Here is a 20,666-nt window from a genome sequence, read left to right as displayed (position 1 = left end):
GTGAAGACTGACGAGAATACAGGACCCGGAGCCACTACCGCTCCGGTTGTCTCTCTGGAGCAGGCCCATCTGTCCTATGGGCCTGTTCTTGCCCTGCGTGATGCAACGTTGAGCATCAGTGCAGGAGAATGTGTTGGACTGGTCGGCCACAATGGGGCCGGGAAATCCACGCTGGCGAATGTGATAAACGGCCGCCTGACGCAAACTCAGGGCGCCGTCCACCATCGGAACGCAGATCCCGCCCTGCGCAATAGTCAAAACGCGCAGAATGCAGGTATTCGCAGCGTGTTTCAGGAGCTGTCGCTCTGCCCGAACCTGACCGTGTTGGAGAACCTGCGCATTCCCTATCGCAACATGCCGCGCAAAGGCTGGCGGCGGGTTGCTCGACAAAAGATGCTCGACGCTTTGGATCTAGTCTTTCCCGGCCATGGCATCCACGCCCGTGTAACGGTCGGAAACCTGACCATAGCCGAACGACAGATGGTCGAGATCGCCATCGCCTTTGCCGACCGCGACCGAGAACCCACCCTTGTTATTCTGGACGAGCCAACCTCGTCCCTTGACGCCGCCATCGCGCAACAATTGCTGGACCATATCAAAAGGTTCTGCGCCAAGGGCGGCGCTGTGCTGTTCATCTCGCACATGATGGGTGAGATTTTCGAAGTCTCGACTCGGATCATCGTCATGAAAGATGGCCAGATCGTTGATGACCAACCTGCCAGGCAGTTCACCCGCGCCTCGATTGTGGATGCGATGGGGCATGTCGCGCCTGATGACGACGCCTCGGGCGCCGGACGGGCGGATCGGACCCTTGGGGCCGAGGTTGTTGGGGCGCCAAATGGGCTGAACGCCCGTGCGGGTGAGATTGTCGGTCTTGCCGGGCTTGCGGGCCACGGACAGGCCGAAGCACTGGCGCAGATCTATTTCGACCACGCTCCAAAATGGAAATCCGCACGCCAACCCGAAGTGGTCTTTGTCGCCGGCGACCGTGCCCGCGACGGGTTGATGCCGCTCTGGTCGATCCTGCGAAACCTCTCGCTGACCACCCTGCCCGAGTTCAGCCGGAAAGTGATGGTGGATCGCAGCAGCGAGGCAGACATGGTTCAGACCTGGAAAGACCGTATCGGCATTCGCACTGGCAACCTGATGAACCCGATCCTGTCCTTGTCGGGCGGCAACCAACAGAAGGTTCTGTTTGCCCGCGCGCTGGCCTCCTCCGCGCCGATTGTGGTGATGGATGACCCGATGCGCGGCGTGGATGTGGGCACCAAGAAAGACGTCTATCAAATGATACAGGCAGAAGCCGCAAGAGGCCGCAGCTTCCTGTGGTACTCGACCGAGACCGACGAAATCCTCGAATGTGACCGGGTCTTCGTATTCCGCGCCGGTCAGATTGCCGCTGAGTTGGTAGGGGACGAGATCACCGAGGAGAACATCCTGAACGCCTCTTTCCAGATGCAGGAGGCCTGATATGACCAGCGACCGTTTGCGTCTATTGCTGCCCGTTCTGTCTCTGGCCGTCTTGTTAGGGGCCGTGTTCTACCTGCAACCCCGCGCGATGAGCTACTTTGGCCTGAACCTCCTGTTCAATCTGGCGATCCCCGTGGCCTTGGCAACCATTGCGCAGATGATGATCATCATGGTCAACGACATCGACCTGTCCATCGGCACCTTCGTCAGTTTCTGCGCCTGTGTCACAGCCACCTTCGTGCACGACACGCCTTTGCTGGGCTATGGCATTCTGGCCGCGGCGGTTTTGGCCTATGCAGCGCTGGGGGCCTTGATCCAACTGCGCGGATTGCCCGCAATCGTCGTTACCCTCGGCATGTCTTTCGTATGGGGTGGGCTGGCGGTTCTGATCCTGCCCTCACCCGGCGGAGCATCACCTGAATGGCTGAAAACATTAATGAATTTCAAAACCCCACTGGTGCCGGTTGCCGTGATTGCTCCGCTGGTCGTGGCCTTTGCCGTGCATCTGTTGATCAAACGGTCCTGGGTGGGCGTGGTTCTTCAAGGCGTTGGCGGCAATGAACGCGCGATGGAGCGCGCTGGCTGGTCCGTCACCCGCCTGCGGGCTTCTGCCTACGGATTGGCGGGCCTGTTCGGAGTGCTGGCCGGTATGTGCCTCGTCGGGCTGACCACGGCGGCAGATGCCAATATCGCGTTGCGCTATACACTGTTGTCCATTGCGGGCGTGATCCTTGGCGGAGGCGAATTTGTCGGTGGCCGCGTCTCGCCCTTCGGGGCCGTAGTTGGGGCGCTGACCCTGACCCTTGCCGCCAGTTTCCTGTCGTTTCTGCGCCTCTCGCCGGATTGGCAGATCGGTGCACAGGGCGCGATCCTGATCCTCGTTCTGGCCGTGCGCCTGTTCTTTGTCCGCAAGGAGGTCTCGGCATGAGTGACCAAACTACCTCTGGCACCGGCACAAATCCCTTGCGGAAACTCGTTCAGAAACCGTGGCTCTGGGCTTATCTGGCTGCGGGGATTACCTTTGTCGCTACCAGTCTGCTGGCCGGATCCGGGGCGGGGTCACTGCTGTATGCGGCGCTGACCTTTGCCTCCTTCTCGGCCATTGTCGGCATCGGGCAGATGCTCGTGATCACGCTTGGACCGGGCAATATCGACCTATCCGTCCCGGCGACGATGACATTGGCCGCCACGCTGGCGCTAAAATTCATGGACACACAAACCGCGTTGATCTTGCCCGGCCTGCTGGTCGCAATCGGGATAGGCATTGGTTGCGGTATAGTGAACTTTGCGCTGATCCTGATACTGCGTATCCCGCCCATCATAGCAACCCTGTCCGCCTCGTTCCTGTACCAATCGCTGGCGATCTGGTCGAACCGGGGGCTGCGTATCAAACCACCGGAACCCCTGGCCGAGTTCGCCTCGGGTGGGACGTTCGGCGTTCCGAACGTCGCTTGGGTCGGCATCGCGCTGGCCGTCTGCGCATGGCTGCTGCTTGAGCGTGCCATTGCGGGGCGGTGGATCTCGGCCATCGGGCAGAACCTGCGCGCGGCAAGGCTCAGCGGAGTTCCAGTGAACGCGGTGCGCTTTGGCATCTATGTCAACTCAGCCGTTTGTGCCGCCTTGGCGGGGTTTCTGCTGGCCAGCTTCTCGGGCGGGGCGAACCTGAACATGGGCACCGAATACATGCTGATGTCCATTGCAGTCGTCGTCATTGGCGGGTCGTCCATCGGCGGAGGCAATTCGAACGTACCCGGCATCTGGGGGGCGGCGCTGTTCATGTTCCTGATCGTATCGATGCTGAATTCATACGGTCTGGGCGCCGGAATTCGCCTGATTTTGACCGGGCTCGTGATTGTGGGTGTGGTCACTCTGGCCAGCCGAAAAGGATATAGCGCATGAGTCATTCACAGACATATGAGGTCATTCGTCCCGTGTTTCGGGATCTGATCCACTCCAATCTCACGCTGGCACGGATCGCGACGGGCCATGTCTGGACCGAGGGGCCAGTCTGGTTTCCCGCGCATGAAACGTTGCTGTTCTCGGACATCCCGAATGCCCACATGTATCGCTGGACCCCGCATGGCGGCACCAGCTTGTTCCGCCAGAACTCGAACTATTCCAACGGCAACACGCGTGATCGCGATGGGCGGCTGCTGACCTGCCAGCATGCAACCCGTTCAGTGGTGCGGACCGAGCATGACGGGCAACTGACAACAATGACTGACCACCATGATGGCCGCCGATTGAATTCGCCCAACGACGTGATCACCCGGTCGGATGGCTCGATCTGGTTCTCGGATCCGACTTACGGCATCCTCTCTGATCTAGAAGGTCACAAAGCCAAACCCGAACAGGAAGGCAGCTTTGTCTTCCGCCTTGATCCGGACAGTCCAGAACCCACCATTGTTTCACGCGATTTCGTGCAGCCGAACGGGCTGGCATTCTCTAAAGACGAAAACCGCCTGTATGTCGCCGAATCCGGCAGCAGCCATGAATCGGACGTTCCATCTGTTTTGAAAGTCTTTGATGTCGAGCCGGACGGCGGGCTTGGCAAACCCAGCGATTTCGCCTCGATTGATCAGGGTCTACCCGACGGGTTGCGCGTGGATCAATACGACAACGTCTGGTGCTCAGCGGCGGACGGGGTGCACGTGTTCTCGCCCGACGGCGAGCTGCTTGGCAAGGTCAAGACGCCCGAGACCGTCGCGAACCTGTGTTTCGGTGGCCCGCGCGGCAATATGCTGTTCATCACCGCAACCACCAGCGTCTACGCGGTTCACGTGAACACCAAGGGCGCTGTCGGCTAAGCAAATTCTGGACTTCCGATCCTCGCCTAGACATGGTGGCGATGTGCGCACACTCCCTCTCAAGAGTTTGCCCGAAACATGCCACCAACAAGGGTCCACCTGATGAACCAGCCACATACGACGCGCATGAATGGCGCGCAGATCATCCTGAAAATGCTGGAACTTCACGGCGTTTCCCATGTTTTCGGTCTGCCTGGTGAGACAACGATTGGCTGGTACAAGGAATGGCGCGCCAATAGCGGGATCGAGTTCGTGCTGACCCGCGATGAACGCACTGCGGCTTTCGCGGCCGAGGCCTATGCAAAGATCACAGGTCGCCCCGCCGTACTTGAAGCGCCCAGCCCCGGTGTGACCCATTGCACCCCGGGCATTACTGAGGCGTTCCTCAGCTCGGTGCCGGTGATCTATTTCAGCTCAGACATTCCGGTCAATCAGGACAAAAAGCACGGTCTGACCGGCGTCGATCAAACTCGGCTCTATGACAGTATCTGCAAGGAAAGCTTCGTGCTGACCAATGCGCGCGACATCCCGTTCCTGATCCGACGGGCCTTTCGCGTGGCGACCTCGGGCCGTCCGGCGCCGGTTCATATCCGCGTGCCGATCAACATTTTTGGCGAGGAGGCCGAGATCACCGACCTGTATGCCGAACCGGACTACAGCACCTATCCCGCGCACCGGCCGGTCGCGGATCACAGCAAGATCCGCGCTGCAATCGACGTCCTGTTGGCGGCGCAAAAACCTGCGATTGTCTGTGGTCAGGGCGCGCTGATCTCAAAAGCCTCTGACGCGATTCTTGAACTGGCTGAACGGCTGCAAATCCCGGTCGGCACCACCACACCTGGCAAAGGCACCATCCCAGAGGATCACCCGCTGGCCCTGCGCGTCATCGGTGGCCGCGGAGGTATGGAGTATTCGAACCAGTACCTGCTTGAGGCCGACACAATCTTCTTCGTCGGCTCAAATACCGACAGCGCCGGAACGGATCACTGGAAACTCTATGGCGATCCCTATACCAAAAACTTCCTGCACCTTGATATTGCAGAGGCTCATGTCGGAAACACCTTCCCGCTGAGGGTTGGCCTTGTAGGGGATGCCCGCGCTACGATCGAATATATGGTTGAAATTCTTAAGGCTGAGCATCCCGGCCTTCAACGGACGCCATTGGATTTGAACCCGATAAAACAAACGGCGCTGGACAAGGTCTTCAACTCGAACATCCCGATGCCCGAAGGCACGATCTCACCGGTCAAGCTGTCTCAAGTGTTGGACCGGATCATGCCCGATGACGCGCTTGTCACTTCTGAGCCCGGCGTCAGCGCGATCTATCCTTCGGCGCTGCTGACCTTCCGCAAACCGGGGCGGCGCTATATCACCAACTACTCGATGGGGGCGCTGGGATATTCTGTGCCTGCCGGAGTCGGCGCGATCTATGCCCATGACGGCCCGGTCATTTCCTTCACCGGAGACGGATCGTTTGCGTTCGTCATCGGCGACATGGAGACCCTCAAGCGCAGCGACAAGAACATCACTGTTGTCCTGACCCGCAACGACACGTTTGGCTGGATCAGAGGTGAGGCAATCCTGCTCGACGATGTAGATGAGCCTTGGACCACAGATTTCGGACGCGTCGACTATTGTAAAGTCGCCGAAGGGTTCGGCTTCAAAACCGCCCGGATCACCTCCGAGGCCGATATCGAACCCATCCTGTCCGATGCCATCGCCAATCCCGGCGCGAATTTCATTGAGATGATGGTGCCCTCACAAGACAAGATCATCCCCTTCGTGCCCAATTGGGTCCGCGTCGCGCGCGCAAAAAACCTGCCCCACTTCTACTGAGGCAGGCTATAGGTCAGCAACTCCCGCACCAGCGGGTTGGGAAAGCGGCGTTTGAAGGTAACGGCGTGAAAGCTCTCTTTGATGCGGGGATGCTCCTCAGCCTCGACCAGACGGCCCGAGGACAGCTCATCCTGCACAACGATCGGGGCCACCAACGCAAGCCCGATATCCTCACGCGCGAGCAGGCGCATCATGGCCATGTCGTCCACTTCGGCCGCGACTTGGGGACGGACGGACATGCGGCTGGCCATCGAATCAAACGCCGTTCGGACGCTGTTATTGGTGGTTGGCAGGATAAAGGGCTGCTCTTCCAACAGATCCCGGATCGGGCGCTTTGGATCCAATCGCGCCGGCGTGCCGACGATACTGACGGGTTGTTCCGCCAGATGGTGCGTTTCAAAACTGGTCAGGCTGTCACTGGCGGGCTCATGATTCATGAGAACCAGGTCGAAATTCAGCGTCTCCAGCCCCTCAAGCAACTCGCTGGGATTGCCTGATCGCAGGATCACCTCGACATCTGAGCGCGCTAGCATCGGGCGCAGAAAGCCGATCTGAAAGTTCCGTGACAAGGTCGCCTGCGCCCCAACTCGCAGCGCAGTACGAGCGTTGCCTTCATCCTGCAGAGTGGCCACAAGTTCTTGCCCTGTCGCAAAAATTGCGTCCGCATGGTCCAGCGCGATACGCCCGGCCTCGGTTAGATGCAGCTTGCGGCCACGACGTTCAAACAGGGGGTGACCCAGCCGCTCCTCAAGCTCCTTGATTTGAACAGAGAGCGCGGATTGCGACAGGTTCAGCCGCTGGGCTGTCCGGGTCAGATTGCCATCATGGGCGACCGCCCAGAAGTAACGCAGGTGATGATAGTTCAGAGGCATATCGTTCTAATTAGTAGAACGTAATCTCTATAACAATGTATTTTTCATACTGACGAAGGCGCAATATGTCCTGCTCAACCGGCCAAAACAGGCTGGACTCACAAGGAACGCGCATCATGACCTACCTGTTTCTACCCCTGCTCAGCCCGCTGATTCTGCTGGCATCGGCCTACTATGCCAGCCGCAATCCGGGACTGCGGCCAAACCACGTCGTCAGGCAGTCGGAATGGGCTGCATTGGCGGCTTTCGGAGGCGCCGCACTGTCGGCACTTATGCTGGTTCTTCACGGCCCCGGCACCTCGGGGTTGATCGGGTTCTGGGGTGTTGGCCTCTCCGTGCGACTTGATGCGGTCAGCGCCATCATGATGGTTCTAGTCAGCTTCATCGGATGGATCGTCCTGCGCTACTCGGCCACCTATATGGATGGAGAGGCCCGGCAGGGCGCGTTCACCGGCTGGATGTCGGCAACACTCGCCTCGGTTCTGTTGCTGGTGATGTCGGGCAACCTGATCCAATTGCTGGCCGCGTGGATTGCGACCAGCCTGCTGCTGCACCAACTGCTGCTGTTCTACCCTGAGCGGACCATCGCACGGCGGGCAGCGCGGAAAAAGGCCGTTGTGGCGCGCATCAGCGAAGGCGCGCTGGCCCTTGCGGTGGTCCTGTTGATCGCAACCTATGGCACCACGGACATTGCCTCGATCCTGTCCTCGGCCGAACCAAGCGGACTGACCATCGCCGCCGCCCTTCTGATCGCTCTGGCCGCCATCATGGCCTCGGCCCAGTTCCCAGTCCATGGGTGGCTGACCGAGGTGATGGAGGCCCCGACCCCCGTCTCGGCCCTGCTGCATGCGGGCGTCATCAACGCTGGAGGGTTCCTGCTGATCCGCTTTGCCGACGTGATGCTGGCAGCACCGGGCATTATGGCGCTGCTGGTTATGCTGGGCGGGTTCACCGCGCTGTTTGGCGGTCTGGTGATGCTGACGCAACCGGCGGTGAAGACCTCGCTTGCGTGGTCGACCATTGCTCAGATGGCTTTCATGATCATGCAATGCGGGCTGGCTCTGTTCCCGCTGGCACTGCTGCATATCGTGGCGCATTCGCTCTACAAAGCACACGCTTTCCTCAGCGCGGGTGAGGCCGTACGCAACGTGGCAGCCATCCGTCGGCCCGGTCCAGTAGCGGTTCCAAGCGCGCGGAACGTGTTGCTAGCCTTTGCCACCGGCATCCTGATCTACGGGATCGTCGCCATGTCCTTCGGAGTAGACGGCAAATCCGTTCAGGCAATTGCCCTTGGCGTGATCCTGATCTTCGGCGTCGCCTATCTGCTGGCGCAGGGCTTTGCCGATGCCGCACCCGGCGCGTTGACCCGTCGTACTGTTGTCTATGCTGGCGTAACCTCAATCAGCTACTTCGTCTTGCAGATCATCGCCGTGCATCTGACCAAGGGCGCCTTGCCCGCAGCGCCTGCGCCCGGACCGTTGGAATGGACGTTGATCATTCTCGCCCTGATCAGCTTTGGCGCGGTGGCCCTGGCGCAATCCACCTTCCCGCTATGGGCCTCGCACCCGGCGGCGGCTGGTACTCGGGTGCATCTGTCAAACGGGCTTTATGCCAACGCAATCTTTGACCGGCTGCTGGACGGATGGTCCAAGCGCCAGACCGTGTAAGAGGGGTTTCTCAAGATGTATATGAAGCACGAAAGCTATCCCGCAGCCCTTCTAGAACTGGTTGCGCTGGCCAATGACGCGGTGCGTCAAATCCCGCCGCTGTTCCCGCTTGCCTCCAACGTCGCGGTGAACCCGTTTCTGGGACAAACGCAAGAGACACTGGCCGTGACCTCGGCCCGGTTGGCACGGGTTGCGGGCACCCGGATCACGCCGGACCGGGCTGCATTTGCGCAGAAGCTGGCAAGCGGAGAAATCACCGAAGCCGATTTGCGGGATGCCCTCGCCAGCGTTGAAAGCCGCTTTGACACGCCCAGTTTCGAACATCTGCAAGCCGCGCTTGGGTCCGAGACCGCGAAGCTGTCCCCTCTGCCCACGGTTGCCGATCTGGCTGCCGAGGTTTCCGGCATCGACTGGCCCGGTCTGATTGACGAACGGATCGGGGCCTGGGCCGCCAGCCATTTCGATCAGGGTCAGGCCCTGTGGCAACCCAACCGCGCAGGCGGTGCCTATAGCGCGTGGCGCGAGTTCGCCTCACGCGATCTGACCCCGGAAATCCACGGCCTGAAAGGGTTCGGAGCCTTCGTGGCTGGCACCAATCGCTCGCAATGGCGGGCGATTGGCCGCGCCTCTGAGGCACTGGGCGTTACCCCTGAGGCGGCAAGCACGGCCTTCCATCGCTGGCTGATGACTCTGGGCGGTTGGGCGCAATATGCCCGCTATCTGCTATGGCAGGCTGAATTGGAAGGGCAGACGGATACAAGCACAACCGAACTGCTGGCCATTCGCATGGTGTTCGAAGAGGCTCTGTTTGGTCTATACCACGAACAGATTGCCGATCGCTGGGCTGAAACCATTGCCCAGCATGAGGCCCCCATCACGCCGACCCGTGATCTGGTGATCGACGCGGTGCTGCAGGACGCCTCGGAGCGCGCGCAACAACGCAAATTGGCGCAAACCCTCGGCGCACGTCAGCCGCGCAAGGTCGAAGGCCGCCCCGAGGTGCAAGCGGCATTTTGCATCGACGTCCGCTCCGAAGTCTTCCGCCGCGCGCTGGAATCGCAGGACAGCGGGATCGAGACCATTGGTTTTGCTGGCTTCTTCGGCCTCGCTAGCGCCCACAAGGCTGCCGGTTCCGACGTGACCGAAATACGGGGGCCAGTCCTGTTGAACCCGAACGTGTGCTCCCACGCGGCCGAGGGCGCGCAGGCCGACCTGAACCGCCGCTACACCGCACGGGCCAAACGGGCCTGGGGCCGGTTCAAACTGGCCGCCGTCTCCTCATTCGCCTTTGTCGAGGCAACAGGTCCGGTCTATGCGGGCAAACTGCTGCGTGACGCTCTGGGCAAGGGCCACGGGTCTGCGAAGTTCGACCCCGCGCCGAAGCTTGACGACGGGATCGACCTGCCTACACGTGTCGCCTCGGCCAAAGCCATCCTCGGGGCGATGTCTCTGACCAGCAACTTCGCACGTATCGTGATGCTGGCCGGTCATGGGGCAGATGTGACCAACAACCCCCATGAAAGCGCCCTGCAATGTGGCGCCTGTGGCGGTCATGCCGGTGACGTCAGCGCCCGCCTTCTGGCCGGTTTGTTGAACGATCATGCGGTACGTGAAGGGCTACGCGCCGAGGGGATCGACATCCCTGCGGACACGCTGTTTCTGGCGGCGATGCACCACACTACGACCGACAAGGTCTCTCTGTTCGATCAGGATCAGGCGACGGGTCAGTGGGCCGCGCAGATCGCGCAATTGAAAACCTGGCTGACCTCGGCCGGACAACTGGCCCGGTCTGAGCGCGCCGCGCGTCTACCGCGTGCCAAAGGGGCTAATGATATCGCCCGCCGCGCCACCGATTGGGCTGAGCTGCGCCCTGAATGGGGGTTAGCCGGATGCCGCGCCTTCATTGCCGCGCCGCGGTCCCGGACCGATGGCACGGGTCTTGCGGGCCAGTCCTTCCTGCACAGCTATGACTGGCGCGCGGATGAGGGCTTTGGCGTGCTGGAACTGATCATGACCGCCCCGGTCGTGGTCGCCAGCTGGATCAGCCTGCAATATTACGGCTCGACCGTCGCGCCTGGCCTGTTCGGCGGCGGCAACAAGCTGCTGCACAACGTGGTCGGCGGCATCGGCGTGGTCGAGGGAAACGGCGGCGCGCTGCGCCCCGGCTTGCCTTGGCAATCCATACATGACGGAGAGGCGTTCCAGCACGACCCGCTGCGGCTGTCGGTCATCATTGAGGCCCCACGAGAGGCGATGAATGACATCCTCAGACGCAACGAAACCGTGAAAGAGCTGTTCGACAATCGCTGGCTGCACCTGATTGCCATGGATGAAAACGGCGATCTGGCCTGGCGTTACACCAAGGATCTGGAATGGGTCGCGATGGCGAGCGCCGAGATCAGCGCTATGGCGGCTGAGTAACAATTAAGAGGCCCGGCAAGGAAACTCGCCGGGCCGTCTTACCTAAAGCGCGGCGTGGAACAGCTGCGTCAGGTTCTCTTTCGTCAGCTCAATCGGATTGCCCCCACAGGAGGGGTCAATGATCGCGCCTTCGACCAGCTCGGGAATCCGATCTTCGGTCACGCCCAAATCCGACAGCTGACGCGGGATGCCGAGCGCATCGTTGAACTCCTGCACGAAGGCGCGGAAGCCGTCGAAGCCGCCCTCGATCCCCAGATAAGCGGCAGCCTGTTGGAACCGATCCGCAACGACGGGTGCGTTGAATTCCAGCACAGCGGGCATGCAAACCGCGTTGGTCGTGCCGTGATGAGTGTTGAATACTGCGCCAATCGGATGGCTCATGGCGTGGATCGCGCCGAGCCCCTTTTGGAACGCCGTCGCCCCCATGGCAGCCGCGCTCATCATCTGCGCGCGCGCCTCAAGATCAGCGCCATCCGCATAAGCACGCGGGAGATAGTCCTTGACCAACCGCATCCCCTCAAGCGCGATGCCTTGGCTCATCGGGTGGTAATGCGGGCTGGAATAAGCCTCGACACAATGGGCAAAGGCGTCAAGACCGGTGCCTGCGGTGATGAATTTCGGCATGCCAACGGTCAGTTCCGGGTCGCAGATCACCACGGTCGGCAGGACCTTCGGGTGAAAGATGATCTTCTTGGCGTGGGTCTCGGAATTGGTAATGACACTTGCGCGCCCCACTTCGGACCCGGTTCCGGCAGTTGTCGGCACCGCGATGATCGGCGCGATGACATCTGCATCCGCACGGGTCCACCAATCGCCGATATCTTCAAAATCCCAAACCGGTCGCGTTTGACCCGCCATGAAGGCAACCATCTTGCCCAGATCCAGCCCCGAGCCGCCACCAAAGGCAATCACCCCGTCATGCCCGCCCGCATTGTAGGCCGCGACTCCTGCATCGAGGTTCTTTTCATTCGGGTTCGGGTCCACATCGCTGAAAAGACCGCGGCCCAGACCAGCGGCCTCAAGAATATCCAACGTCGCCGTCGTGATTGGCAAATCGGCCAACCCCTTGTCCGTCACCAGCAGAGGGCGCTTCATCCCTGCCGCCGCACAGGCCTCAGGCAGTTCCTTGATGCGGCCAGCACCGAATTTGATCGCGGTCGGGTAGGACCAGTTTCCAACAAGGCTCATGATGTTACCTTCTTCAAATGGTAGGATTTTGGACGGGTCAGGTTGTGATAGCCAATGACCGACAGGCCACCCCCTCGCCCTGTATTCTTGCAGCCGGTCCAGCATAGACCCGGGTCCAGATAGTCAGCCCGGTTCATGAACACAGTGCCGGTTTCGATCCGGTCGCCCACCCGCGCGGCCCGGTCCACGTCACGGGTCCACAGGCTGGCGGTCAGGCCAAATTCGCTGTCATTCATTAGCGCGATGGCCTCGGCATCCGAGGACACTTTCATAATTCCCACGACCGGCCCAAAACTCTCATCCCGCATCACGCGCATGTCGTGGGTGACATTGGTGAGGATCTGAGGCGTCAGATAGGCGCCACCGTCATCCTCGGGGAATGTCTCAATATGGGCCATCGCGCCATCCGCTACAGCCTCGGCAATCTGAGCGCGCACCTCATCAGCAAAGCGCACATTGGCCATCGGACCCAGCGTCGTCTCAGGGTCCAGAGGATTACCCAGCTTGTAGCCCTTCACGATCTCAACCGCCTTTGAAACGAAATCGTCATACAGGCTCTCATGCACATAAATCCGCTCAATCCCGCAACAGCATTGACCCGAATTGAACATCGCCCCGTCGATCAGAGTATCCACGGCGGCATCCAGATCGGCATCCTCCATCACATAGCCCGGATCTTTTCCGCCAAGCTCGGTCCCGACGCCTGTGAAGGTGCCAGCGGCTGCACGTTCCATCGCCTGCCCGCCGCCGACCGAGCCAGTGAAGTTCACGAAATCCAACGCATTTCCGGCAATCAGATCATTGGTCACATCGTGGCTGAGGAAGACATTCTGAAACACATCCTCGGGCAGACCAGCCGCGTGGAACGCCTGCGCCATCCTCTCGCCCACCAACAAAGTCTGGGTGGCATGTTTCAGGATCACGGTATTCCCGGCAATCAGCGCCGGAGCCACCGTGTTGATCGCCGTCATATAGGGATAGTTCCAAGGGGCCACCACAAAGACCACCCCATGCGGTACGCGCTTGATGTACCGCCGAAATGTCTCATCCTCACCCACCTCAATATCGGCGAGAGAGCTTTCGGCTATCCCCGACATATGGCTGGCGCGTTCATTAAACCCACCAAATTCACCACCATAGCGCACAGGGCGACCCATCATATGGGCAAGCTCCGGCACGATCTCATCATTCATCGCACCAACAGCCGCCACACCGGCCATCACCAGATCAACCCGCTCCTGCAAGGACCGCGCCGCCCAAGTCGACCGCGCGGCGCGCGCCCGAGCCGCCGCTTCAAACGCCGCGTTCCGAGATAGCACCTCCCGCTCCGCAAAAACCGACCCATCAATCGGCGAGACACACTTCAACATCTGCCCCATAGTCACTCCATTTCCGAATAAACAGGATCCCTGCTTCATCTGGCTAAAAAATATCCCGGGGAGCGTGAGGGGCTGGCCCCTCACTCCCGTCCTTTACGCCCGCTCAAACCCACGGGCAACTTCCCAATCGGTCACCACACGCGCGAACTCTTCGATCTCCACCTCAGCGGCCCGAGCGTAGTGATCCACCACCTCATCACCCATTGCGGCCCGCAACATGGCTGAGCCACGCAAAGCACCCAATGCCGCGCCCAGGTCGCCGGGGATCATCCCTGTATCGCCCTGATAGACGTCACCGGTTGCCGCAGGTCGCAACTCTAGTCTCTCTTCAATGCCGGCGATTCCCGCCGCCAGCATTCCAGCCATCACCAGATACGGGTTCATGTCTGACCCGGGGATCCGACATTCCACCCGAATGGCCTTGGTCCCATCTCCACACAGGCGGAAGCCAGCCGTTCGATTATCCACCGACCAAATAATCCGTGTCGGCGCAAAGGTACCCTTTATGAACCGTTTGTAACTGTTGATGTAAGGGGCCATGAAATACGTATAATCCGGGGCATATTTCAGCAGGCCAGCCAAGTAGCTTTTCATTACATCCGACATGCCAAGTGGATCGCTTCCATCATAGAAAGCAGGCGCGCCGTCCTTCCACAGGGATTGATGCACGTGGCTGGAACTGCCGACCTTGTCGTGATGCCATTTCGGCAGGAAGGTTGCCGCATGACCATGCTGCCAGGCAATCTCTTTCACCGCATTCTTGGCGATCGAGTGGTACTCGGCCGTGTCCATAGCAGGCGCGTATTTGATGTTCAGTTCTTCCTGCCCGGTTTCGGCCTCACCTTTCGAGTTCTCAACCGGTATCCCCGCATCCCACAAATGGTTGCGTATCGGGCGCATCACATGCTCTTCCTTGGTGGTTTGGAGGATATGATAATCCTCGTTGTAACCGGAAATCGGCTCCAGATCTCGAAAGCCGTTTTTGCGGATTTCGTCGAAACTCTTCTCGAAAAGGAAAAACTCCAGCTCTGTCGCACACATCGCCTCGTAGCCCATGGCCTTCAAGCGGTTGACCTGCGCCTTCAACATCGCCCGAGGCGCATGCGGCACCTCTTCATGCGTGTGATGATCGAGAATATCGCACATCACCATAACAGTGCCCTCAAGCCACGGCACCGGGCGCAGGGTCGCAAGATCGGGCTTCATAACGTAGTCGCCATACCCCCGCTCCCAACTGGTCGAGGCGTAGCCATCCGGTGTGCCCATCTCAAGATCAGTGGCCAGCAAGTAGTTGCAGCAATGGGTTTCTTCCCATGCGCCCGCAACGAAATGACCTGCGTGAAAGCGCTTGCCCATCAGACGGCCCTGCATGTCGACAAAGCACACCAGAACGGTGTCTACCTCACCCGCTGATACCTGTGTTTTGAGATGTTCGAATGTAAGTGTCGCGGTCATTCTGCCCCCTCCTTCAAATTCCTGATGGCGGGCCACAGCAACGCCAAAATCTCAAATGCTACCGTGGCGACCTGTGACCGCGAACGCAACAGATCATTGCGACGTTTCGGTATGAGATTTCACAATCTGCACCTGAGTGCCTGCAAACACTGAAAACACGAACGCGAGGAGGAGGCTGCGCGGCCTCAGACCAGCGGCTTGCGCGCGACGATCCAGACGGGATGATAGCTGAGAGAGACGCCGTTTTCGGTCTGAAACTGGCGCGTGTACTCTGACTCGAACCGGGCGAGTGTGGACTTTGTCCAGACGCTCTGCGCACGCCCGTTGACGCCGGTCTTACGCAGATGGCGCAGAACGTGGCGCGGGGTGGCGAAGTACGAGGGACGAAGGGCCTCGCCTGTCGAAAGCACCTCCAGATGCGACCTAACGGCGGCGGCCATTTGGTCAGGGTCGCACAAACCGGGGGCACGGGCCGAGGTACCGATTTGGTTCAGTTCCCTATATTGTTGCGGCCCAAAGCCCGAAATCACCAACCAACCGCCAGGCGCCAGAGACCTCGCCGCTCGTTCCAAAAGCGCCTGCGGGTCTTCCATCCACTGGATCATCGACGCCGAGGCAAAGAGATCGGTCTTCTCGGGCCAGCTCACCTGCCGCGCATCGCCGCAAATGAACTGCGCGCCAAGCTCATCTGCCGTTTTGCGGGCCTCTGGTGCGATATCATTCAGGGTGAGGCTGGCGAAACTATGGTTCTGACACAGAAGCCGCGTGAAATGCCCGGTTCCGCACCCCAGCTCAAATCCGCGTTCAAACTTCGCCGGAGCGCCGTGTCGGCGCATCTCTTCCATCAGTTTCTCGGCCACCCAGGCCTGTTGGCAGGCGGTCTCGTGATAGCTCTGAAAGCTCCGGCTGAAGCTGCGCTGAACCCGGTCCGAGAGTTGCACTGTCATGCCAGCCACTCCGCCCAGCTTTGCCCCGCGCGGAACGGGACATGAGGGGTTTTGACAGTCCGAACCCTATCAGCGCGCGAGGCCCAAGCGGCCTGTTGTGCGTTGGTAGGAACGATACGGTCGCGGGTGGGGATCCAAATACGATCAAAACCCGGATCTTTAGCAGGGCCACGGTCGATCACCGCGTGTAATTCGGCCCGAGCGGATGGGATATCCAAGTCGGGAACATCACCGCTGAGGCCCGCGCGGCGGCAGAATTTGGCAAAGCTGGCCTGAGACAATTGATCCGCCGTTGCGCGGATCATGTCGGGTGCGATCCCATTCTCCGCACTTGCAGGGTTCAGCGTGCCGCTGACTGCAACCAAGCGATCTGGACGCATCCCCGTTTGGTTCAGCCAATGCGAAGCTGTGGCGACGCCGAAAGAGAAGGCCAGTAAGTCTACGCGATCGAACCGCGAAAAGTCCGGCAGAGGGTCATCCAGCTGGGTATAACCCTCAACGAACAGCACATTTTCCCCACCTGTGAGGCAGGAAAACGGCGCAGAACCCAACGCCCACCCCCCGAACACGAGGATCAGATCGGGGCTATCCGAGCGTGCCAGCCAGCGATGTCTCATCCGTCGCCTCCGGCGAGATCAACCATGGCGGCGGTGACGCGGCTCAGCTCATCTGGCGAGATGATGTAGGGCGGCATGCAGTAAATATTATGCCCAAACGGACGCAACCAGACGCCGGTTTTTGGGGCGAGGCCATGGGCCACGGCAGGGTTGACACGGTCCTTCATCTCAATCACGCCGATGGCGCCCAGAACCCGTACATCCGCCACACCGGGCAACTCACGAGCCGGAGCGAGTTCGTCCTGCATCTGTTGCGCAATCCCTGCGACTTCCGCCCGCCAGTCGCGTTGGACCAATTGATCGAGACTGGCAACACCTGCAGCGCAGGCCAGAGGGTTGGCCATATAGGTTGGGCCATGCATCAGCACCCCGGCCTCGCTTTCGCCTATGCCCTGCGCAACTGCCTCGGTCGCGATGGTGGCGGCCAGTGTAATGTGTCCTCCGGTCAGGGCCTTGCCGAGGCACAGTATGTCGGGCACCACGCCTGCGTGATCCATGGCAAACAGTTCTCCGCTGCGGCCAAACCCGGTGGCAATTTCATCGAAAATCAGCAGCACGTCATGCGCGTCACACAGCGCCCGCGCTCCCTTCAGCCAATTCGGGTGGTAGAAATACATCCCTCCCGCACCCTGCACGACAGGCTCCAGGATCAGTCCCGCGATCTTGTCGCCTTTTTCGTCCAACAACTGCTCAAGTGCCATCAGCCCGTTTTCGGCGGCATCCTCCGACCAGTCCTGATCGAACCGGTTGGTCGGGCGTGGCAGGAAATGCTGGATGGACAGAGCCCCCTTGAACAGCCCATGCATCCCATTGACCGGGTCGCACACGCTCATCGCTTTCCACGTATCACCGTGATAGCCGCCCCGAATGGTGGCGAACTCTGACCGCGCGCTTCGGCCTTTTGCGATCTGGTACTGCACCGCCATTTTCAACGCGACTTCGATGGCGACCGAGCCGCTGTCGCTGTAGAAGATGCGATCCAGACCCTCGGGTAGCAGTCCGATCAGCCTGCGACCCAGCTCAACGGCGGGTGCGTGAGTCAGGCCTCCGAACATGACATGCGATAGTTGCGCCAGTTGGGCCTGCATCGCCTCTATAATAGCCGGGTGACGATGGCCGTGAACGGTACACCACCAGGAGGACATGGCGTCGATCATCTGCCCACCGTCCTCACGCGTCAACCAGACGCCCTCGGAGCCGGTGATCAGATGCATCGGGCCCGGATCCAGCACATGGGTGTAGGGGTGCCACAGGTGTCGGGCGTCAAATTCCAGCGGGGTCATAGAGCCCTCCGGATCGCATCAAGGTCGATGTTTTGGAACGCATCGGCCAGGTTTTCACGGGTCAGGTCCGAGAGATAGGGCAAACGCCCCAGATGCCGGACCTTGCACATCTGCGCGATGGTTTGTTCGACCTCTGGCTCGGGGTCGCCGACAAATGCAACGCCAACGACATCGCACCCCGCATTGCGCAACGCCATCAGGGACAGCGCCGTGTGGTTGATCGTACCAAGCGCGGTGCGCGCAACCAGAACCACCGGGGCTTTCCATTGCGGGAAGAGGTCCAGATAGAACACCTGCCGGTCCAGAGGGACCATCACCCCCCCTGCCCCTTCAACGACCAGAGGGCCATCGACCTGCGGCAGTGCCAGTTGGGCAAGGTCGATATCGACGCCCATATCCTCGGCGGACAGATGCGGCGAAGCGGGCATGTTCAGGCGATACGCCTCTGGCAGAACCAAGGACCCTGACAGGTCGCGCACGATGTCGGTGTCGGTCGCATCCTCAAGCCCGGATTGCACCGGTTTCCAGTAGGTAGCTCCAAGGGCGGCGGTCAGGCCGGCGGAGAAAACAGTCTTACCGACGCCCGTGTCGGTTCCGGTGATGATCAGCGCGCTCATGCGGCCTCCGATTGATGTGCCGCTAAGGCTTTGAACAGGGACGAGATATCGGCGCAATCCACATTGCCGGTGATGGAAATCCGCAACCGCGATGTCCCACGCGGTACGGTTGGCGGGCGGATGCCCCTGACGTCGAACCCTTGCGTCTGCAAGCCCTGAGCCATCGTCATCGTGCGCGCGTCGTCGCCCAGAATGATAGGAATGATCTGGCTGTTGAGCGCAGCCTCAGCAATTCCAATTGCGCGCGCCGCATCATGGGCATGGCCAATGCGCTGCTGGGCAGCGTCGACCAGACCTGTCTGAGTGGCCAGCGCCCTAATAGCAGCGCGAACCAAAGCGGCATTCAAAGGCGACGGCGCGGTGGCAAAGATGAAGGGGCGTGCGCGGTTGATCAGCGTGTCGATCATGACTTTTGGTCCGCAGATCAGCCCTCCGGCCACGCCCAGACCTTTGCCGCAGGTGTGCAGCGTCAACAGATGGCAGTCGAGGTCATGTGCGAGCCCCCGTCCCTGAGGTCCGAACACGCCGGTCGCATGGGCTTCGTCGACCACCAAAACGGCGTCCTGTTCCCGCGCCAAACCCGCCAAATCGGCTAGAGGGGCAAGATCCCCCTCCATCGAATAGACACTTTCAACCGCGATCCAAATTTGACCCAGACCGCCCTCGGTCCGCCACTCCTGCGCCTTTTCACGCGCGTCCTCGATATCATTGTGCCGAAACGACCGCAGATCGGCCCGGCAAGAGCGCATGCCCTCATGCGCGCTGGCGTGAACCAGAGCGTCATAGAGAACCAGATCCTCAGCCGCAGGAAGGGTTGCGAAAATCGCCTGATTGGCCTGAAACCCGCCGCCCATGAACAAGGCAGCCTCGGCCCCGAAGAACGCGGCGGCCTCGGCCTCCAGCGCTTCATGCTCGGTGTGGTTGCCGCGCAATAGCCGCGAGCCACCAGAGCCAACCGGAACACCGCGCGCCAAGGCCTCTTGCGCGGCCTCTTGCAGAAGCTGCGATCCGGCGAGGCCCAGATAGTCATTCGACGCGAAATCCAATCCCGACGCGGGCGTCAGGACCCGGCGGCGATGCCGGGCCTGCAAGGTGTCGAGCATGGATTCGAGCCGAGCAGCAGCTTTCATTCAGCGGCTTCCCGGCCCGCCTGATCGCCGGCTTTCTCGGCCTGCAGACCAAGTTTGGCAAACAGGACCATATCGGTATCCTCTTCGGGATTTTCGGCCGTCAGCAGCGTTTCGCCCACGAAGATCGAGTTCGCACCAGCGAAGAAACACATCGCCTGCATCTCGTCGCTCATTTCGCTGCGGCCAGCGGACAGGCGAACGTAAGAGGTTGGCATCAGGATACGCGCCGTCGCGATGATGCGCACGAAGTCGATCGGGTCGATCGGCTCGGCGTCGGCCAGAGGTGTGTCGGCCTGCGGCATCAGCATGTTGATCGGAACCGAATCCGGCGCGGGCTGCATGGTGGCCAGCGTCAGCAGCATGTCGATACGGTCGCCCGTATGCTCACCCATGCCCAGAATGCCGCCGGAACACACCTTGATCCCCGCTTCCTGCACTCGGTTCATCGTATCGATCCGGTCGGCGAAGGTGCGGGTCGTGATGACCTCGGAGTAGTAGCGCTCGGACGTGTCGATATTGTGGTTGTAGTAGTCCAGCCCCGCATCGCGCAGTTGCACGACCTGTGTGTCGTCCAGCATGCCCAACGTCATGCAAGTCTCCATCCCCATGGCCTTGACGCCTTCGACCATCGCGACCAAAGCTGCCATGTCCCGCGCCTTGGGCTCACGCCAGGCAGCGCCCATGCAGAACCGCGTCGCGCCGCCATCCTTGGCCTTCTTCGCCTCGGTCAGAACACGCTGCACCTCGATCAATTTGGAAGCAGGTAGGGTCGAGCCATTGCGCGCCGATTGCGAGCAATAGGCACAATCCTCGGCGCAGCCTCCGGTTTTGATCGACAGCAGTTTCGAGGTCTGGATTTTGTTGGGATCGAAATGCTCACGATGGACAGTTTGCGCGCGGAACAGCAGGTCCATCAACGGAAGATCATGAACAGCTTGCGCGGATTTTTTGGTCCAGCCGGAATGAGGGATGATCAT

Annotated in this window: 17 protein-coding genes; 7 read left to right on the top strand and 10 right to left on the bottom strand. The window is 60.4% G+C overall.

The annotated features are described in order from the left end of the window. From ACP15L_RS18890 to ACP15L_RS18870, 5 genes are all read left to right on the top strand, one after another. Positions 1-1,470: a sugar ABC transporter ATP-binding protein gene (locus ACP15L_RS18890; RefSeq protein WP_425085360.1), complete on the top strand. Its 1,470-nt coding sequence runs from the start codon at positions 1-3 to the stop codon at positions 1,468-1,470. Between the two features lies 1 nt (position 1,471). Further along, entirely contained in the window at positions 1,472-2,398 is a 927-nt protein-coding gene (locus ACP15L_RS18885; protein ID WP_425085359.1) for an ABC transporter permease, read from the top strand. After that, entirely contained in the window at positions 2,395-3,369 is a 975-nt protein-coding gene (locus ACP15L_RS18880; protein WP_425085358.1) for an ABC transporter permease, read from the top strand. The genes ACP15L_RS18885 and ACP15L_RS18880 overlap by 4 nt, the downstream gene beginning before the upstream one ends. Continuing rightward, the gene (locus ACP15L_RS18875) at positions 3,366-4,277 is read left to right on the top strand and encodes an SMP-30/gluconolactonase/LRE family protein (protein WP_425085357.1); all 912 of its coding nucleotides are present in this window, start codon (positions 3,366-3,368) and stop codon (positions 4,275-4,277) included. Before ACP15L_RS18880 ends, ACP15L_RS18875 begins: the two co-directional genes overlap by 4 nt. A gap of 102 nt (positions 4,278-4,379) precedes the next feature. Beyond that, positions 4,380-6,113, top strand: a complete 1,734-nt coding sequence (locus ACP15L_RS18870; RefSeq protein WP_425085356.1) for a thiamine pyrophosphate-binding protein — start codon at positions 4,380-4,382, stop codon at positions 6,111-6,113. Here ACP15L_RS18870 and ACP15L_RS18865 read toward each other — a convergent pair. Beyond that, complete coding sequence (locus ACP15L_RS18865; protein ID WP_170718492.1) at positions 6,107-6,985, bottom strand: LysR family transcriptional regulator; 879 nt, start codon at positions 6,983-6,985, stop codon at positions 6,107-6,109. The genes ACP15L_RS18870 and ACP15L_RS18865 overlap by 7 nt on opposite strands. Before the next feature lie 116 nt (positions 6,986-7,101). On the opposite strand from ACP15L_RS18865, the gene ACP15L_RS18860 reads away from it, so the two are divergent. Beyond that, on the top strand, positions 7,102-8,652 hold the full coding sequence (locus tag ACP15L_RS18860; protein ID WP_425085355.1) for a proton-conducting transporter membrane subunit: 1,551 nt from the start codon (positions 7,102-7,104) through the stop codon (positions 8,650-8,652). 15 nt (positions 8,653-8,667) lie between these two features. Further along, positions 8,668-11,073: a YbcC family protein gene (locus ACP15L_RS18855; RefSeq protein WP_425085354.1), complete on the top strand. Its 2,406-nt coding sequence runs from the start codon at positions 8,668-8,670 to the stop codon at positions 11,071-11,073. A gap of 42 nt (positions 11,074-11,115) precedes the next feature. On the opposite strand, the gene ACP15L_RS18850 is transcribed toward ACP15L_RS18855, so the two are convergent. From ACP15L_RS18850 to bioB, 9 genes are all read right to left on the bottom strand, one after another. Beyond that, positions 11,116-12,261 (bottom strand): iron-containing alcohol dehydrogenase, encoded by a 1,146-nt coding sequence (locus tag ACP15L_RS18850; RefSeq protein WP_425085353.1) that lies wholly within the window; start codon positions 12,259-12,261, stop codon positions 11,116-11,118. Next, positions 12,258-13,640, bottom strand: a complete 1,383-nt coding sequence (locus tag ACP15L_RS18845) for an aldehyde dehydrogenase family protein (RefSeq protein ID WP_425085352.1) — start codon at positions 13,638-13,640, stop codon at positions 12,258-12,260. Before ACP15L_RS18845 ends, ACP15L_RS18850 begins: the two co-directional genes overlap by 4 nt. 93 nt (positions 13,641-13,733) lie before the next feature. After that, positions 13,734-15,095, bottom strand: a complete 1,362-nt coding sequence (locus tag ACP15L_RS18840; protein ID WP_425085351.1) for a glutamine synthetase family protein — start codon at positions 15,093-15,095, stop codon at positions 13,734-13,736. Positions 15,096-15,280: 185 nt separating this feature from the next. Further along, positions 15,281-16,042, bottom strand: a complete 762-nt coding sequence (locus ACP15L_RS18835) for a methyltransferase domain-containing protein (protein ID WP_425085350.1) — start codon at positions 16,040-16,042, stop codon at positions 15,281-15,283. Continuing rightward, on the bottom strand, positions 16,039-16,659 hold the full coding sequence (locus ACP15L_RS18830) for a pimeloyl-ACP methyl esterase BioG family protein (protein ID WP_425085349.1): 621 nt from the start codon (positions 16,657-16,659) through the stop codon (positions 16,039-16,041). Before ACP15L_RS18830 ends, ACP15L_RS18835 begins: the two co-directional genes overlap by 4 nt. After that, entirely contained in the window at positions 16,656-17,942 is a 1,287-nt protein-coding gene (gene bioA / locus ACP15L_RS18825; RefSeq protein ID WP_425085348.1) for an adenosylmethionine--8-amino-7-oxononanoate transaminase, read from the bottom strand. The genes ACP15L_RS18830 and bioA overlap by 4 nt, the downstream gene beginning before the upstream one ends. Continuing rightward, a complete protein-coding gene (gene bioD / locus ACP15L_RS18820; protein WP_425085347.1) occupies positions 17,939-18,559 on the bottom strand; it encodes a dethiobiotin synthase in 621 nt (206 codons plus the stop codon). The genes bioA and bioD overlap by 4 nt, the downstream gene beginning before the upstream one ends. Further along, on the bottom strand, positions 18,556-19,689 hold the full coding sequence (locus ACP15L_RS18815; protein WP_425085346.1) for an 8-amino-7-oxononanoate synthase: 1,134 nt from the start codon (positions 19,687-19,689) through the stop codon (positions 18,556-18,558). The genes bioD and ACP15L_RS18815 overlap by 4 nt, the downstream gene beginning before the upstream one ends. Then, the gene (gene bioB / locus ACP15L_RS18810; protein ID WP_425085345.1) at positions 19,686-20,666 is read right to left on the bottom strand and encodes a biotin synthase BioB; all 981 of its coding nucleotides are present in this window, start codon (positions 20,664-20,666) and stop codon (positions 19,686-19,688) included. The genes ACP15L_RS18815 and bioB overlap by 4 nt, the downstream gene beginning before the upstream one ends.

It is taken from the genome of Ruegeria profundi, assembly GCF_049800715.1.
Classification (GTDB): domain Bacteria; phylum Pseudomonadota; class Alphaproteobacteria; order Rhodobacterales; family Rhodobacteraceae; genus Ruegeria; species Ruegeria profundi_A.
Note: the sequence above shows the minus strand (reverse complement) of the source record. Positions and strands in the feature narration are given on the sequence as shown.